The 14,853-nt window shown below is 71.6% G+C and carries 14 protein-coding genes; 8 read left to right on the forward strand and 6 right to left on the reverse strand.

The annotated features are described in order from the left end of the window. Positions 1–66: 66 nt before the first annotated feature. Positions 67–3,624 (forward strand): glycosyltransferase, encoded by a 3,558-nt coding sequence (locus AC069K_RS09865; protein WP_478614095.1) that lies wholly within the window; start codon positions 67–69, stop codon positions 3,622–3,624. 50 nt (positions 3,625–3,674) lie between these two features. Here the strand turns inward: AC069K_RS09865 and AC069K_RS09870 are convergent, their stop codons facing one another. The 3 genes from AC069K_RS09870 to AC069K_RS09880 form a co-directional block, all read right to left on the reverse strand. After that, entirely contained in the window at positions 3,675–4,208 is a 534-nt protein-coding gene (locus AC069K_RS09870) for a phospholipase A2 (RefSeq protein ID WP_365102039.1), read from the reverse strand. 124 nt (positions 4,209–4,332) lie between these two features. Continuing rightward, positions 4,333–5,391, reverse strand: coding sequence for a hypothetical protein (locus AC069K_RS09875; protein WP_478614098.1), 1,059 nt, complete (start codon positions 5,389–5,391; stop codon positions 4,333–4,335). Beyond that, complete coding sequence (locus AC069K_RS09880; protein WP_365102033.1) at positions 5,388–5,762, reverse strand: PadR family transcriptional regulator; 375 nt, start codon at positions 5,760–5,762, stop codon at positions 5,388–5,390. Before AC069K_RS09880 ends, AC069K_RS09875 begins: the two co-directional genes overlap by 4 nt. Before the next feature lie 173 nt (positions 5,763–5,935). Here AC069K_RS09880 and AC069K_RS09885 point away from each other — a divergent pair, with 173 nt between their 5' ends. Next, complete coding sequence (locus AC069K_RS09885; RefSeq protein WP_478614102.1) at positions 5,936–6,481, forward strand: hypothetical protein; 546 nt, start codon at positions 5,936–5,938, stop codon at positions 6,479–6,481. A gap of 34 nt (positions 6,482–6,515) precedes the next feature. Here the strand turns inward: AC069K_RS09885 and AC069K_RS09890 are convergent, their stop codons facing one another. After that, positions 6,516–8,105 carry a phytoene desaturase family protein gene (locus AC069K_RS09890; protein ID WP_365102028.1) on the reverse strand — a complete coding sequence of 530 codons (1,590 nt, stop codon included), beginning with the start codon at positions 8,103–8,105 and terminating at the stop codon, positions 6,516–6,518. Next, positions 8,098–8,550, reverse strand: coding sequence for an SRPBCC family protein (locus AC069K_RS09895; protein ID WP_365102026.1), 453 nt, complete (start codon positions 8,548–8,550; stop codon positions 8,098–8,100). Before AC069K_RS09895 ends, AC069K_RS09890 begins: the two co-directional genes overlap by 8 nt. 284 nt (positions 8,551–8,834) lie before the next feature. On the opposite strand from AC069K_RS09895, the gene AC069K_RS09900 reads away from it, so the two are divergent. Together AC069K_RS09900 and AC069K_RS09905 are read left to right on the forward strand one after the other, a co-directional pair. Continuing rightward, on the forward strand, positions 8,835–9,062 hold the full coding sequence (locus AC069K_RS09900) for a DUF5133 domain-containing protein (protein WP_365102023.1): 228 nt from the start codon (positions 8,835–8,837) through the stop codon (positions 9,060–9,062). A gap of 23 nt (positions 9,063–9,085) precedes the next feature. Then, positions 9,086–9,535, forward strand: coding sequence for a DUF6098 family protein (locus AC069K_RS09905; protein WP_358831615.1), 450 nt, complete (start codon positions 9,086–9,088; stop codon positions 9,533–9,535). Between the two features lie 34 nt (positions 9,536–9,569). Here AC069K_RS09905 and AC069K_RS09910 read toward each other — a convergent pair whose 3' ends face one another. Beyond that, a complete protein-coding gene (locus AC069K_RS09910) occupies positions 9,570–10,043 on the reverse strand; it encodes a DUF1360 domain-containing protein (protein ID WP_478614108.1) in 474 nt (157 codons plus the stop codon). Positions 10,044–10,331: 288 nt separating this feature from the next. Between AC069K_RS09910 and ctaD the strand changes: the two genes are divergently transcribed. From ctaD to AC069K_RS09930, 4 genes are all read left to right on the forward strand, one after another. After that, positions 10,332–12,056: an aa3-type cytochrome oxidase subunit I gene (ctaD, locus tag AC069K_RS09915; protein ID WP_365102018.1), complete on the forward strand. Its 1,725-nt coding sequence runs from the start codon at positions 10,332–10,334 to the stop codon at positions 12,054–12,056. Between the two features lie 111 nt (positions 12,057–12,167). Continuing rightward, positions 12,168–13,367: a hypothetical protein gene (locus tag AC069K_RS09920; RefSeq protein ID WP_478614112.1), complete on the forward strand. Its 1,200-nt coding sequence runs from the start codon at positions 12,168–12,170 to the stop codon at positions 13,365–13,367. 10 nt (positions 13,368–13,377) lie between these two features. Then, positions 13,378–13,971 (forward strand): hemerythrin domain-containing protein, encoded by a 594-nt coding sequence (locus AC069K_RS09925; RefSeq protein ID WP_478614115.1) that lies wholly within the window; start codon positions 13,378–13,380, stop codon positions 13,969–13,971. A 156-nt stretch (positions 13,972–14,127) separates the two neighbouring features. Continuing rightward, positions 14,128–14,847, forward strand: coding sequence for a YqjF family protein (locus AC069K_RS09930; RefSeq protein ID WP_478614118.1), 720 nt, complete (start codon positions 14,128–14,130; stop codon positions 14,845–14,847). The last annotated feature ends 6 nt before the right edge of the window (positions 14,848–14,853 follow it).

Consider the following 14,853-nt stretch of genomic DNA (forward strand, 5'->3'; position numbering starts at 1 on the left):
GCGGCCAACCTGTTTGCCTTAGGGTCGGATCCGCATCGCCCGTTGGCCGGAGCGAGGGGATCGGACGTGAGTCGAGGCGAAGCGGGCCCCCGGGGCACGGACACGGGGCGCCGCTACCTGCTGGCCATCGGCGTCGCCCACTACCGGTCACCCCGTCTGCCGGACCTTCCGCGTGCCGCGGCGGACGCGGAGCATGTGGCCGACGTGCTCGCGGACTTCGGGTACGAGCGTGTCCTCTCCGGACTGGGAACCTCGCCCACCACCCAGCAGCTGTGGTCCGGCCTGGCGCGCTGGACGCGAGAGGCCCGGCTGGGACCGGACGACGCGCTGGTCCTGTACTTCAACGGCCACGGCGCCGGGGACGGCCAACGTCTGCGTCTGCTCGCGTCGGACAGCGAACCGGGGTCCGTGTTCACGGCGTCGACCGCCGACGACCTCACCGCCCTGGTCGCCGAGAGCGGTGTGGGAAGCGCCCTGACCGTTTTCGACGTGTGCACGGCGCCGGAGGGTGACCCCGCCGCGGCCGGATGGTCCATGCCGCATCTCCACGCGCGGCTTCCGTACCTCACCTACCACTGGGTGTCGCACCGGCGGGACGCCGCCGACGGCTCCGGGTCCCTGGCGGCCTCCTGGACGTACGCGCTCACCCACGCGAACGTCGGGGTGCGGCAGCGCTACCTCCCCGTCACCCAAGTATTCGAAGACACGCGCCACCACCTCGTGTCCCAGGGGATGTCGGGCGGGGAACCCCGATACGCCGGATACGGGACCGGGGGAGCGGACTCCCTCTTCCCGAACCCCCACTACGTACCGGATCTGCCGCGCGACGCCCTCGATCCCGTAGGTGTGGCCCGGCTGCGGCACAAGTACCGCGACCACTTCGAGCCGCGCGGCCGTGGCGTCGCGCACGCCGCCGAACCCGGTGACTTCTTCGTGGGGCGGACCGAAGCCCTGGCGCGGATCGCCTCCTGGGTGCGGGCGGCGCCCGGCGCCGCGGTGCCCCCGCTGGTGGTCCTCGGGGCGCCGGGCGCCGGCAAGTCCGCCCTGCTCGGACGCTTCCTGGCGCTGACCGACCCCGACAGCCCGGCCAGGATGAACACCGCGCCCGAGACGCTGCCGCCGCCGGGGCTGGCCGTCATTCCGCTCAGCGGCCACGGTGTCAGCGGGCTACGGTCTCTCTGCGACCAGTTGTCCACTGCCCTGGGCCGGCGTTCGGGGGCGGGCGCGGGGGACGTACTGGAGGCGCTGCGTGCGCGGACCGACCCCGTCGTCATCGTCCTCGACGGACTCGACGAGATCGCGCCGTCCTCGTACGACGACGCCCTCGCCCACTTCGTGCGCGGGCTCGGGCGCGTACCCGCGGTGCGGCTCCTCGTCGCGACCCGCGCGGAACGCCTCGCGTCCCTGGGCGAGGACGTCGAGGTCCTCGACCTCGACTCGCCCCAGTACCGCGACGAGGACGCCCTGCACCAGGTCGCCCACCGCCTGGCCCGGGACCCCGGCCGGGCCGGGGAGGTCCTCGCGGAGCTCGGGGAGAACGTCACCCGCGAGGTGGAGCACTCCTTCCTGATGCTGCACCTGCTGGCGGCGGGTGCGCTGACGGCCGAGACCGTACCGCCGGACGCGGGGGACCTCGCCGCGCTGTTCCGGAGGCTGCTCCAGCGGCTCGGCCCCGACGAGGCCCGCACGCGGCGCCTGCTGGCGCCGCTCGCCTACGCGCAGGGAACGGGCCTTCCGTACGGACTGTGGGCGCCCCTTGTGGAGGCCCTCACCGGCGAGGTGTGCGCGCCCGAGGAGCTTCGCCGGTTCCGCGACCGGGCGGCCGACCTCGTGGTCACCGGCACCCGGCCCGACGGCACCCCGGCCCACCGGCTCTTCCACGTCGCGCTCATCGAGTACCTGCGGGCCTCCGCCGACGAGCGGGACCAGCACCGGCGCATGACCCGGGGACTGGTCAGCCTGGTGCCGCGCACGGCCGACGGGCGGCGCGACTGGGCCGCGGCGGACCCGTACATCCTCGAACACCTCGCCGCCCACGCGGCGGCGGGCCGGATCCTCGGCGAACTGGTGCTGGACAGCACCTACCTGCGCCACGCGGTGCCCGGGCCGCTGCTGCGCGCGCTCGCGGACAGCGGCGCCGACAACCCGGCGGCCCCGACGGCCGAGGACCAGGACCTGGGCGCCGGCACCCGGCCCGAGACGACGGCGGACGAGGACCTGGGCGTCGACGACGCCGCCGACGAGGGCATGAGCACGGACGAGGACGTGGGCACCGACGCCCGCGAGACCGATGGGGACGTGTACATCGATGCCCGCGTGGCCGAGGACGACGCCTTCGACTTCGACCCGGTGGACGCCGGTGAACTCGCCGCCGCGCAGGTCCTGTCGGAGCGGCCCCACGTCCTGGTCGTCGCCACCGAGTGGTCCTCGGGGCGCGGAGGCCTGAGCACCTTCAACCGGCATTTGTGCGTGGCGATGGCGACGGCCGGCGCCCAGGTCTTCTGCATCGTGCTGGACGCCGACGCCTCGGAGGTGACCGACGCCAAGGAGAAGGGCGTCACCCTGCTCACCCACCCGGGCGCGCCGGGGGCCCCGGAGTACGGCCGGCTCACCCGTCGGGTCGCCCTCCCGCACGGCGTCCTGCCCGACCTGGTCATCGGCCACGCCCGCATCACCGGACCGGCTGCCGCCCACCTCACGGAGGACTTCTTCCCGCACGCCCGCAGGCTGCACTTCGTCCACATGGCTCCGGACGAGATCGAATGGCACAAGCTGGGTGACGGCGTCGACCGCGCCCGGCAGGCGGAGGAGCGCACCGAGATCGAGCGCGAGCTGGGGGCGACGGCCCACCGGGTGGTCACGGTCGGCCCCGCTCTGCAACGCCGTTTCATCAACGAGCTGTGGGACGCCGGAGTGCCCGAACCGCTGCGCCTGGACCCGGGCTTCGACTCGCCCCTGTCCACCGGACGGCCCGGCGCGCCGTCGACGGCCTTCGCCCGCCGCAGGCCCCCGCCGGACGGGCTGCGCAAGGTGCTGTTCGTCGGCCGTACCGAGGACGTCCGGCTCAAGGGCGTCGACCTCGCCGCCCGGGCCTGCGGGATGGTGCACGAACTGCGGTCCAGGACGGCGGGGGAGCCCATCGAACTGCTCGTGCGCGGCGCGCCGCCGGAGAAGGCCGACGAACAGCAGCAGCTCATCCGGGACTGGTCGGGCTGCCCCGGCCTGCGCGTGGTGGTACGCCCCTACTCCGCCGACCCGCGCAAACTGGAGTCCGACATGCTGCGCGCCGGACTGGTGGTGATGCCGTCCCGCTCCGAGGCCTTCGGCCTGGTCGGACAGGAGGCCATCCTGCGGGGCGTACCGGTGCTCGTCAGCGACCAGAGCGGACTCGCGCAGCTCCTGCGCGAGCAACTCGGCGCCGACGCCGACCACGTGATCGTTCCCGTCACCGGCGACTTCGAGGAGGACAGCCGGGAATGGGCGGCGCGGATCGAGAAGTGCCTGACCGGCCGTGACGAGGCGTTCGAGAGGATGCATGGCGTACGCGATCGCCTCGCCGCGGCGGTCACCTGGGAAGCCGCCGCCCGCCGGGTCCTGGCCGAGGTCCCGCCCCGGGCCGGGTGACGTGACCTCTTCGCGGGAGCCGGTCGCGGACCGCAGCCCCCTCAACCCGCCTACGCACCGTAGAACGCGGGGCCTCCGTACTGCCGTACGACCTGGTACATCAGCCGTGCCGTGCCGGTGCAGTTGGCGAGAGCGTCCGGGTGGTCGACGCAGATCCGGAGCATCTCCTCGTAGAAGCGGTCGTCGACGTGCCTGCGCCGGCCTTCGGTGGGGTCCAGACGCAGCCCCTGTCCGCCGTAGTTGCGGTAGCCGAAGTCGTGGATGACGCACGCGTCGTGGAAGACCTGCGCCCACAGGCGGGGGGTGGGGGGCGAGCAGCCGTCGGTGCGCCAGTCGAAGGGCCTCTCGTGGTGCCGGGCGTAGGTGGGGAACTCGCGGTAGTTACGCGACTGAAGGAAGTCGGCCCGCTCGCGCACCTTTTCGGGGTACGTGGCCGGTCTCCCCTGGAGTGCCGCGCCGGGCGGGGTGTCGGTCGCGGCCGCCGCGGGCGCGGCGTTCGGGACGGCGCCGAGCAGGAGCGATCCGCAGAGGGCGAGCCCGGTGAGGAAGCGGGACGCGGCGCGGCGTGGGGTGGGGGGTCTCATACGGGTCCTGTCCGGGGTGCGGGTACGGGGAGTGACAGGTGGCTACCTGGCGTAGCTGATGGTAGCTGTGCGTGACCGCGATGGGTGGTTACGCAGCCGGGCCTGTCTCTCGCCGTCGTCGCCCCTACGCGGACCGGTCGCGCAGAGCCGTACGGATCTGGAGCAGCGCCGAGGCGTACATCCACAGGGCCGGCAGCACCAGGGCGGCCTTGAGCCAGAACCACACCGAGCCGGGCTCCGGGTGGGCGAGCAGGTCGTACACCCACCCGGCGCTCAGCGCGCACATGGCCAGGGTCGGGATCAGCCGGGCGCGCGCCGCGCGTCCCGCGCGCCCCGAGGTGTCGGCCATCCGCAGCGCGTAGACCTCGACCGGTCCGAACTCGTCGGCCGCGCTGCCGCCGGACGCCCGCAGATGGTCCCGGGCCTCCTCCCGGCAGCGGGCCGCCGCGGCGGGCCGGTAGCCGTGCCGCCCTCGGAGCAGCGTCTCCAGACGCGCCAGCCAGGCCTTGTCGTCGACCGGCTCGGCCGCCGCGCGCCGCCCGAGGAACCAGCGCGCGGCCCGTTCGTCGGAGAGCTGGAAACCCGCGACGGCCAGCAGGGCCCCGACGCCGAGCAACGCGGGCGCGGGCACCTCGGCCAGCGGCTCGGAGGGGACCGAGGTGAACAGGGTGGCGGCCGTCACGACGAGGACGCAGACGGCGGCCAGCGCGACGCGCCAGGCCCGCGGCCGCGCGGCGGCCCGCAGCTCGGGCAGCACCCCGGACACCACCACGGACAGCACCGCAAGCAGCGTCCCGCCCGCCAGTTCGGGCCACCCCGCGGTGAGCCAGAACCCGTCGCTCACCCAGAGCAGGATGCCGAACAGCACCGTCTGAACGGCCGCCATGATCAGCCCGGCCGTGAACCGGCCGCCCGGCGCGAACCCGTCCAGGCCGTCGGCGCTGCGCCGCGTCTCGCTGATGCGCTCCGCCGCGACCGTGTCGGCGTACGCGTCCGGCTCACCGACCACGTCCCGTACGGGACGGTCCGCCTCCTCCGCGATCTCCCGCACCTCGGCGAGCACCTCGTCCGCCAGCCCGCGCGGCGGGTTGTGGCGGCCGATCAGCGCGAGCTCGAACTGCGCCGCCCACCGCTCGTCGTCCTGACGCGTCCAGACCTGCCGTTGCCCGGTACCGCGCGTCATCGGCGCTCACCCTCCTGGTTCACGGGTGCCGTCGGTGCGGGAGAGCGGCCCCCGGCCAGCGCGCTCACCACGTCGTCCAGGGCGCGCCAGGACCGGTACTCCTGGGCGAGCCGGGTGTGTCCGGCGGGGGTGAGGCGGTAGTACTTCCGCCCCGGCCCGCCGTCTCCCGCACTCCATCGCACCTCGACCGCCCCCTCTTCCTCCAGCCTGCCGAGAGCCGGGTAGAGGGTGGCCGCCTTGAGGCCCCCGAGCCCGGCCTCACCGAGGCGCTGGATGAGCGCGTAGCCGTAGCTCTCGCCCTCGGTGGCCAGCACGCCGAGCAGGCACAGCGGCAACGACGCGCGCAGCCACACGGCCTGGACGTCCGGCATGGTCCCTCCCCAGCACCCCGACTAGTTGGATTATGAGAATAGTCGAAGAATCGGAAGAGCTTCCATGCCCGGAACGCGGCTGACTCCGGCGTTGTTGACGCCGCCGGAAGCGCCCTAGGCTCGGCAGTGCACGGACGCAGGTGTCGGGCAGCCACTCATGGGGGTCGGTTGACATGTTGTACGCATTCGGCTTCGAGCGGCTCGGCGTCGTCGTGGGCGACCTGTACTTCGTCGATCCCGAACCGCTGCCGGGGCAGGAGTCCCCCGAGCGCGGGGTCCGGCTGGAACTGCGCGTCCTCGAGGGCGGCGAGCCGCCCGGATCCCTCTACGCCGCACGCCCCATCACCGTCGGCCGCCCCCTGTGGCGGGTGGACCTCCTCCAGGACGCGCACGCCGCCCCGCACACCTTCGACCGCACGCACCACCACCCCGGCTTCACCGACTGGGACCCCGGACCCCGGGTCTTCGTCGAGGAGCTGACCCGCGACCCGCTGGCGTGGCTGACCGGCAAACTCACCGACCTGCCGGCCCTGTTGAAGGAGACCGGCATCGCCTTTGACTTCATCCCCGCGGCCGACGCGGACGCCCTGCGCACGGCGGCACCCGAGATCACGGACACCGTCCGCCGGCTCCTGGAGCGCGTGTGGTCCGGCGAACTCGGCCGCCCGCCCACCGGCACGGGCCCGTCCGCCACCAGCGTGCGCGCCGGCTGGCTCTAGGACGTGCTCCGGGCACCGCGCCGTGGCGGGTGGTTCACAGAAGCTGCGCGCGATGGAGCAGAGTGCGCAGAGCCTCGGGCCGCAACGCGGCACGCGCCGCGTTCGCGCCCGGGGCACCATGCACTCCGCCGCCGGGATGGGCGGCCGCGGAGGCGAGGTACAGCCGCTTGACGGGCGTCTCCGGGCGGCCGGTTCCGGGTACCGGCCGGAAGATGGCCTGCTGGTGCAGGGCGGTGGTGCCGTTGTTGATGGCTCCGTTGTGGAGGTTCTCGTTCATGGCCTGGAGCGTGGGGGGCGCCAGGATCCGGCGGGCGCGGACGAGGGAGCGGAAACCGGGGGCGAAGCGTTCCACCTGGGCTTCGATCCGGTCCGCCATGGCTTCCTGCTCGTGGGCGTCCCAGCGGCCGGTGATGCCGTCGGGCCCGGCGTCGCCGGTGATGTGCTGCGGGAGGTGGGTGTAGGCCCACGCCGACTCCGTGCCCGCGGGGGAGCGGGTGGGGTCCGCCGTGGTCATCTGGCCGAACAGGGCGAAGGGTTCGTCCGGCACCTGTCCGACCGCGAGCTGACAGGCGAACCGCGTCAGGGCGTCGACGCCGTCGCTGAGGTGGACCGTCCCGGCCCCGGCGGCCTGCGGCGCCGTCCAGGGCACCGGCCCGGACAGCGCCCAGTCGACCTTGAAGGTCGCGAAGTCCCACTGGAAGCGCTCCAGGTCCCGCAGCAGCCGGGACGGCAGGTGCTCCTCGCCCACCAGATCCCGGTACAGCGCCGGCGCCGAGACGTCGGCCAGCACCGCCCGGCGCACGCCGATCGTCTCCCCGGCGGCCGTCCTGACGCCCACCGCCGTCCCGCCGCGCACCACGACGGTCTCCACGCGCTCCCCGCAGCGCAGCACACCACCGCGGCGCCGCAGACGGCGTACGAGCGCCCCGGTGAGGGCTCCGGCCCCTCCGACGGGCACGGGGAAGCCGTGGCTCTGCGCCAGCATCGACATCAGCCAGCCGAACCCGCCGCTCCCCGCGGCCTCCGGCCCCAGATCCGCGTGCAGGGCGTTCCCCGCCAGCAGCAGCCGGCCGCCCTCGCCCCGGAACTCCTCCTCTCCCAGCCTGCGTACGGGAAGAGCGAGGTTGCGGGCGAGCCGCAGACCGCCGGGTCCCCGCAGCCGCGCGGCCAGCCGCAGCCCGGAACGGACCGGCGGGAACGGCGTGAACAGGGTCCGTACGAGATCGGGCCCCACCCGGCGCCACATCGCGTACATGTCCCGCCAGGCGTCCGCGTCCTCCGCGGCGAACTCCGCCAGACCGGCGCAGGTGTCCTGCGCACGCCGCTCCAGCACGGCACACCGGCCGTCGCCGAGGGGGTGGGCCAGGACGCGCGGTGCGTGGCTCCAGCGCAGGCCCTCGGCGGCGAGGTCGAGGCGGGCGAGCACCGGGGAGGCGGCCGCCAGGGGATAGAAGGCGCTGAAGAGGTCCGAGACGTAGTCGGGGTGGACACCTCGGTCGCTGCGGACCGCGCCGCCCGGCTCGCTCTGCGCCTCCAGGACCTCCACGCTCCACCCGGCGTCGACCAGCAGGTTGGCGGCCACCAGCCCGTTGGGGCCGGCGCCGATCACCACGGCGTCAGGCATGGCGTGCGGGGGCGTGGTTCTTCTCGACGAGCGCGGCAAGACGGCCCAGCATGCCCCGGTGGCGGAGCTGGAGCACCGCTTCGACCACGGGATTGTGGAAGGTGCCGCCGAGGCCGTGCAGGGGGTGCTCGTCGCAGACGACCAGGGTCTCCTCGCCCCAGGGCCGCAGCTGGAGCAGGATCCGCGCGGTGCCCAGGGTCTCGACCACCGCCTCCAGCTCCAGCTCCTTGGCCGGTTCCTGGTGGCGGACGACCGTCACGCCCTTGGTGGACCAGGGGCCGAGTTTCAGGGTGAAGCTGAGCCGCGACCCGGTCTTCGGCCAGGTTTCGTCGAGCGGTGTGGAGTGGGAGGGCCCCACCACCCACTCGCCGTAGAGCCTCGGATCGCACAGCACGTCCCATACCGCCTGCGGGGGACGTCGGACCAGCCGGTGACGGACGGCCATGAGGGAGTCCTTCCACGAGGGGATCTTCGGCCAGTGAAACACCTGGGGAAGCTCCGCGATCGCCGGACCGACGGTGCCGGGCCGTGCGGGGGGAGGGGAGCGAGGCGTGTTCACCAGGTCCGGTTGCCGCGATTCGGGCTTCCATGCACTGTGTGGAGGAGGTCGAGCAGTTGGTGCAAACGGGTGTCGACTGCCGCACGGTTACCCCGTGCGTTCCGGGGCACATGCGTGACATCGAACATACCTCCGTACACCTTCCGTGGCTCTGGTAAGGAGAGGCCCCCATGCTGATGGCGCACCCCGCGGTACTGAAGGACCTGGTCGAGCGGTACGAGACGCTGCGGACCCTGTATGCGCAGGAGGCTTCGGCCGAGGTGGGGCGGCGCATCGAGGACGTCACCTACACCCTGTGCGTGTCCACGGGGACCCGCGACATCGAGGCCGCTCTGGCCGCGGCGCACCGCCGGATGAGCAGCGCCCGTACCGAGGGCGACTTCGCGCTCGCCGGCTGAACCGCCGTTCCCGCTCGCTCGCCATGGACGTCGTGTCTCTGCCCACCCTCTCCGGCCTGGATGCCGTCACCTCGCTGGTGGCCGACCGGCAGGACCTCTACGTGCGCTGGTCGCGGGGGCCCGAGTGGGACCTCACCAGCGTCTCCAGCACGGATGACCTGACCGGTATCCAGCTGCCGGGCCTGTCCGCCAGCGCACTGGGTGTCGAGGAGTGGTGGGGGAGGCGCCCCGCTCGCGTATGGGTCGCCAGACGTCTGTACGACTACTGCCACCTGCCCGCGGTGAAGGACCCGGCCACCCGGCCCTGGGTCCTGCGCGGCCGGGAGGTGGGCCGGGGCCCGGACAACGAACCGCTGGTCGTCGACGTGGAGCCGCTCGCCTGGATCACCGACGACGTCGTCACCGAAGCCGTGGACATCATCAGGCACCTGCCCGGCCGTTGGGGACCCCTGGACCGCGACATCGCGAACTAGGGGGTCCCCCCACGTCCCCGACGGCCGGGGACGGTCACTCCTCGGTCTGCTGGACCAGGGCCGAGTGCGCGAACTGAAGCGCATCCGCCACGGCCAGCGCGGTCAGACCCCCGGTGACCGTGCGCGTGGCCCGGGGCCAGATCCCCTTGGCGCCGGTGAAGGTGGTCACGATCCACACGCTCAGGCAGAACGGGCAGCTGAGCAGCTCGCCGATGGTCTGGCGACCGGGTTCCTCGCTCGGGGTCTCGTTCAGCTCGCCGGGCGCCCCGGCCCCGTCCACCTCGGTGAAGGGAGCGCGCAGCGGACGGGTGACCGTCGCCTTCCCGATCAGTCGGCTGAGCCGGAACGTCGCCGCCGCGGTGAGCAGGACATCCCAGGGCTCGGGGGAGACCGGCAGCGGCCGTCCCCGGCGCCGCAGCAGGACGGCCCAGCCGGCTGTGTATCCGCCCCACGCCGCCAGAGCACCCAGATGGCCGCTGTGGGACCGCAGACCCTCGATTTTTCCCATCGAACGCCGCCTACTTCCGCCCGGTGGGCAACTCGATCGTGAAAACGCGGGCCATGTGACACGCGCACATGCCGTGTACCCGGTTCGATTCCCCACACGCGCCCCTCCTGAAGGTGACCCGCACGGTATGCGCACGGGTGAGGGCCAACCGAGTTGTCCGTGGGGCGAAGTCTTCGTTTCGGTCACTTTCCGTAGTACACCTGTAGGCCGGGCGTAAGACCCGTCTCGGTGGGTACTGACGCCTGCGCCAAAGCACCCAGGCGGCAGATCCGACCGAAGGAAGCATCCATGGGGACTTCAACCGAGTCCGTCGCGCCGGTCCCGGTCAAGGGCCGTACGCGCGGACAGGTGCTGGTTTCGTGGCTGACCACCACGGACCACAAGAAGATCGGTCATCTCTATCTGATCGCGTCGTTCGGGTTCTTCCTGATCGGCGGGGTCATGGCGCTGGTGCTGCGCGCGGAGCTGGCCCGCCCCGGCCTGCAGATCGTTTCCAGCGAGCAGTACAACCAGGTGTTCACCCTGCACGGCACGATCATGCTGCTCTTCTTCGCGACCCCGACCTTCGCGGGTTTCGCCAACGCGATCATGCCTTTGCAGATCGGCGCACCCGATGTGGCGTTCCCACGGCTGAACATGCTCGCGTTCTGGCTGTTTCTTTTCGGCGGGCTGATCGTCGTGGGCAGCCTGCTCACCTCGGAGGGAGCCGCCGACTTCGGCTGGACCGCCTATACGCCGCTCAGCGGCGGTGAGCGCACCCCGTTCGTGGGCGGCGATATGTGGATCATGGGTCTGGCGCTCTCCGGATTCGGGACGATCCTCGGGTCGGTCAACTTCGTGACGACCATCATCTGTATGCGTATGCCCGGGATGACCATGTTCCGGATGCCGATCTTCACCTGGAACGTCCTGCTGACGTCGGTGCTGGTCCTGTTCGCCTTCCCCGTGCTCGCGGCGGCGCTCCTGGTGCTGGAGGCCGACCGGCGTTTCGGCGCGCAGGTGTTCAACGCGGAGAACGGTGGTGCCGTCCTGTGGCAGCACCTGTTCTGGTTCTTCGGGCATCCGGAGGTCTACATCATCGCGCTGCCGTTCTTCGGCATCATCACCGAGATCATCCCGGTGTTCTCCCGCAAACCCATTTTCGGATACATCGGACTGGTCGGCGCCACCGTCTCGATCGCCGGGCTGTCCGTGACCGTGTGGGCCCACCACATGTTCGCCACCCAGGCCGTACTTCTGCCGTTCTTCTCCTTCATGACCTTCCTGATCGCCGTGCCCACCGGAGTGAAGTTCTTCAACTGGATCGGCACCATGTGGAACGGATCGCTGTCGTTCGAGACACCGATGCTGTGGTCCATCGGATTCCTCGTCACGTTCCTCTTCGGCGGCCTCACCGGCATCATCCTGGCCTCCCCGCCGATGGACTTCCACGTCACCGACTCGTACTTCGTCGTGGCCCATTTCCACTACGTGGTCTTCGGCACGGTCGTCTTCGCCACCTTCGCCGGTTTCTATTTCTGGTGGCCGAAGTTCACGGGCAAACTCCTCGACGAACGGCTCGGGAAGATTCACTTCTGGACCCTGTTCGTCGGATTCCACCTCACCTTCCTCGTGCAGCACTGGCTCGGCGCGGAAGGAATGCCACGCCGCTACGCCGACTATCTGGCCGCCGACGGCTTCACCGCGCTCAACACGCTCTCCTCGATCGGCGCGTTCCTGCTCGGCGCCTCCACGCTGCCGTTCTTCTACAACGTGTGGAAGACGGCGAAATACGCGCCGCGCGTCACGATGGACGACCCGTGGGGATTCGGCCGGTCCCTGGAGTGGGCCACCTCCTGTCCGCCGCCGCGGCACAACTTCTCCACCCTGCCCCGGGTCCGCTCCGAGTCCCCCGCCTTCGACCTGCACCATCCGGAGATCACCGCCCTGGACCCGGCGCGCCACACCGGGCGCGACATCATCGACGACGACGACGCCGTCCGGCACCCGGCCGGCCCGGAGCCCACCGAGTGAGGGGTGGAAACACGCCGTTGCCGGGAGTCCGCGCCGACTCCCGCCCCGGGCGGACATGAAGCGCGGCCGCGGGGGTACTTCGCCCACTCGCCCCACAGGAGGAGGACCCGCATGACTTTCAACCCGCTCGAACACCGCGGCATCCCGCTGGACCGTCAGCTACGCAGTTGGCGTGAGCTGGACGTCAAGCCGATCGACCCCGACCACTGCGACCCGTACACCCGCTGCCGCATCATCACCATGAACGGCATCGAGGTCGAGGCGATCATGTTCAGCCACCAACTGGCCCGCAACACGGTGGACCCGGAGGTGAAGCGGCAGCTGGCCGGGACCCGCTACATCGAGGCGCAGCAGCAGAAGGTCGTCAACTGGCTGCTGCCGGGCGTGTCCTCGGTGCTGGAGACGACCATCGCCTACGAGCAGGTGGCGGTCGACCTGACGGCGTGGGTGGCGCGGATGGAGCCCGACCCGTATCTGCGCCAGGCGTACCAGTTCGGTGTGCTGGAGGACTTCGACCATCTCTACCGGTACGCCAACCTGTACGAGATGATCGAGCACCGCAAGGCGGAGTCGATCGTGGACGGGCTGACCGAGGTCATGCCCGGCAGGCCGACGCGGTTCCACCACCGCGACCCGTACGACAACGTCCGCGACCCCTACGTCAAGGACGAGACGAACCCGCTGTCGAAGCTGCACGCGCTGACGATCATGTCCGCGGAGCAGCAGACGATGAACTTCTACATGAACACCGGCCCCACCTACATGGAGCCGATCGCGCGGCAGCTCTACCAGGAGATCGGGCTCATCGAGGAGGAGCACGTCACGCACTACGAGTCGCTGGTCGACCCGGGCGAGACGTGGTGGGAGCAGTTGGTCAACCACGAGTACAACGAGTGCTACCTCTACTACTCGTTCATGGAGCAGGAGAGCGACCCCCGGGTCAAGGCGATCTGGGAGCTGCATCTCAACATGGAGCTGGAGCATCTGCACATCGCCTGCGACCTGATGCGGCGGCACGACGGCCGCGAACCTGAGTCGGTGCTGGCACCCGAGCTGCCGAACGTGCTGACCTTCGAGCCGAACAAGGCCTATCTGCGTGAGCTGCTGGACACCCAGATGGACCTGACGACGCTGGGCGCGGGATATGTGCGCGAGGCCCACGAGCGGTTCGAGCAGATGCAGGAGCGCGTCCACGGCGGGGAGGCGCCCCCGAGCGATCGCGTCATGGTCGAGCACGACGCGATGTTCGGCCGCGAGTACCGCCTCCAGACCGAGGGCGAGCACCCCGACCCCTCCCAGCGCGAGAAGTGAGGCACCGCGGATGAGTGAGCTCACCACCCCGCACGCGGGAGACGACCACGCACCCGACACCGACGTGGTGTCGTTGCTGATGCGTCAGCACGGCGACATTCGCAATCTGTTCGACGAGGTCGAGGCCGGCAAGGGAGAAGAGCGCCGCGAGGCGTTCCGCCGCCTGGTGCGTCTGCTCGCGGTGCACGAGACGGCGGAGGAGGAGGTCGTCCACCCCTTCCTCCGGGGAGCGATCGTCGGCGGCAAGCAGATCGTGGAGGACCGGCTCGCCGAGGAGAAGGCGGCCAAGGAGGTGCTGTCGGCCCTGGACGACTACGACACCGACGACCCGAAGTTCATGCCGCAGCTCCTGAAGCTGCGCAAGGACGTCCAGGAACACGCACGCGCGGAGGAGCGCTACGAGTTCACCCACCTCCGCCGCAGCACCGACGTCACCCAGCTGGCCGCGATGGCCAAGGCGGTCAAGGCCGCCGAGGCCCTGGCGCCCACCCGGCCCCACCCCGGGGTGGAGTCACGCGCGGCCAACCTGGCCCTGGGGCCCGTCGCCGCGTTGATGGACCGCACCAAGGACGCCGTCCGCAAGGCCATGGGCAAGGACGGCTGAACCGCCCGTTCGGCGACAGCGGCCGTGTCGCTGCCGGTGGTGAGGGGCGGTGAAGCGGAGCATGGGGCCCCTGACCGGAGGGCTGAGGTCAAGGGGCCCCTGGCGGCCGGATTCCGTCTGATTGCGTCCCCTGGACCAGTTCGCGAGCTTGGAGAAGTGTTGACGACTGCGCCGCCCCCGCGTGTTCCCGAGCCGGTCGCCTTCCCGGTGTTGACCATGCGGTGGGAGCGGCTCGCGATGGCGCACTGGCGGTACGAGGCCGAGGCCGTCCAGCGCCTGCTGCCGCCCGGACTGCTCGTGGACCGCTTCGAGGACCGGGCCTGGGTCAGTCTGACGCCGTTCACGATGGCGTCCGTGCGCGGCCTCGGGGTCGTGCCGCTGCCTCCCGCCGCCTTCCCCGAGACCAACCTGCGGACGTACGTACGGCTGCCGGACGGGCGCAGCGGGCTGTGGTTCTTCTCCCTCGACGTCACCGCCCCCCACATGCTGGCGGCGCGGGCGATCGGCGTGCCCTACCGGCTCGCGACGCTGTCGGTGCGGGAACAGGGCGCCGACACGCTCTACACCGGTCGCCGCCGGGGCGCGCGGGGCGTCGGGTACCGGCTGCGCATCGGTGCGGACGAGCCCGTCGGGGAGCTCTCCCCGCTCGACGAGTGGCTCACCTCGCGGTGGGGCGCCTTCTCCCGGCGCGCGGGCCGGTTGTGGCTCACCCCGGTGCACCATGAACCCTGGACGCTGCGGCGCGGGACGCTCACGGAGCTGCGCCAGACGCTGACCGGTGCCGCCGGCCTTCCCGAGCCGGGTCCCGTCTCGCTCGTGCACCTGTCCCCGGGGGTGGGCCCCGTCCGCCTCGGCCCTCCCCGTCCGGTGTCCTGACGGCGA

Source organism: Streptomyces sp. NPDC043908, from assembly GCF_056435525.1.

Excerpts from the sequence above, each read along its gene's own strand:
- AC069K_RS09875 (WP_478614098.1), bottom strand. The coding sequence starts at position 5,391 with ATGACGCGCGGTACCGGGCAACGGCAGGTCTGGACGCGTCAGGACGAC.
- AC069K_RS09905 (WP_358831615.1), top strand. The coding sequence starts at position 9,086 with ATGGACGTCGTGTCTCTGCCCACCCTCTCCGGCCTGGATGCCGTCACC.
- AC069K_RS09895 (WP_365102026.1), bottom strand. The coding sequence starts at position 8,550 with ATGGCCGTCCGTCACCGGCTGGTCCGACGTCCCCCGCAGGCGGTATGG.
- AC069K_RS09900 (WP_365102023.1), top strand. The coding sequence starts at position 8,835 with ATGCTGATGGCGCACCCCGCGGTACTGAAGGACCTGGTCGAGCGGTAC.
- AC069K_RS09870 (WP_365102039.1), bottom strand. The coding sequence starts at position 4,208 with ATGAGACCCCCCACCCCACGCCGCGCCGCGTCCCGCTTCCTCACCGGG.
- AC069K_RS09925 (WP_478614115.1), top strand. The coding sequence starts at position 13,378 with ATGAGTGAGCTCACCACCCCGCACGCGGGAGACGACCACGCACCCGAC.
- AC069K_RS09880 (WP_365102033.1), bottom strand. The coding sequence starts at position 5,762 with ATGCCGGACGTCCAGGCCGTGTGGCTGCGCGCGTCGTTGCCGCTGTGC.
- ctaD (WP_365102018.1), top strand. The coding sequence starts at position 10,332 with ATGGGGACTTCAACCGAGTCCGTCGCGCCGGTCCCGGTCAAGGGCCGT.
- AC069K_RS09910 (WP_478614108.1), bottom strand. The coding sequence starts at position 10,043 with ATGGGAAAAATCGAGGGTCTGCGGTCCCACAGCGGCCATCTGGGTGCT.
- AC069K_RS09920 (WP_478614112.1), top strand. The coding sequence starts at position 12,168 with ATGACTTTCAACCCGCTCGAACACCGCGGCATCCCGCTGGACCGTCAG.
- AC069K_RS09890 (WP_365102028.1), bottom strand. The coding sequence starts at position 8,105 with ATGCCTGACGCCGTGGTGATCGGCGCCGGCCCCAACGGGCTGGTGGCC.
- AC069K_RS09885 (WP_478614102.1), top strand. The coding sequence starts at position 5,936 with ATGTTGTACGCATTCGGCTTCGAGCGGCTCGGCGTCGTCGTGGGCGAC.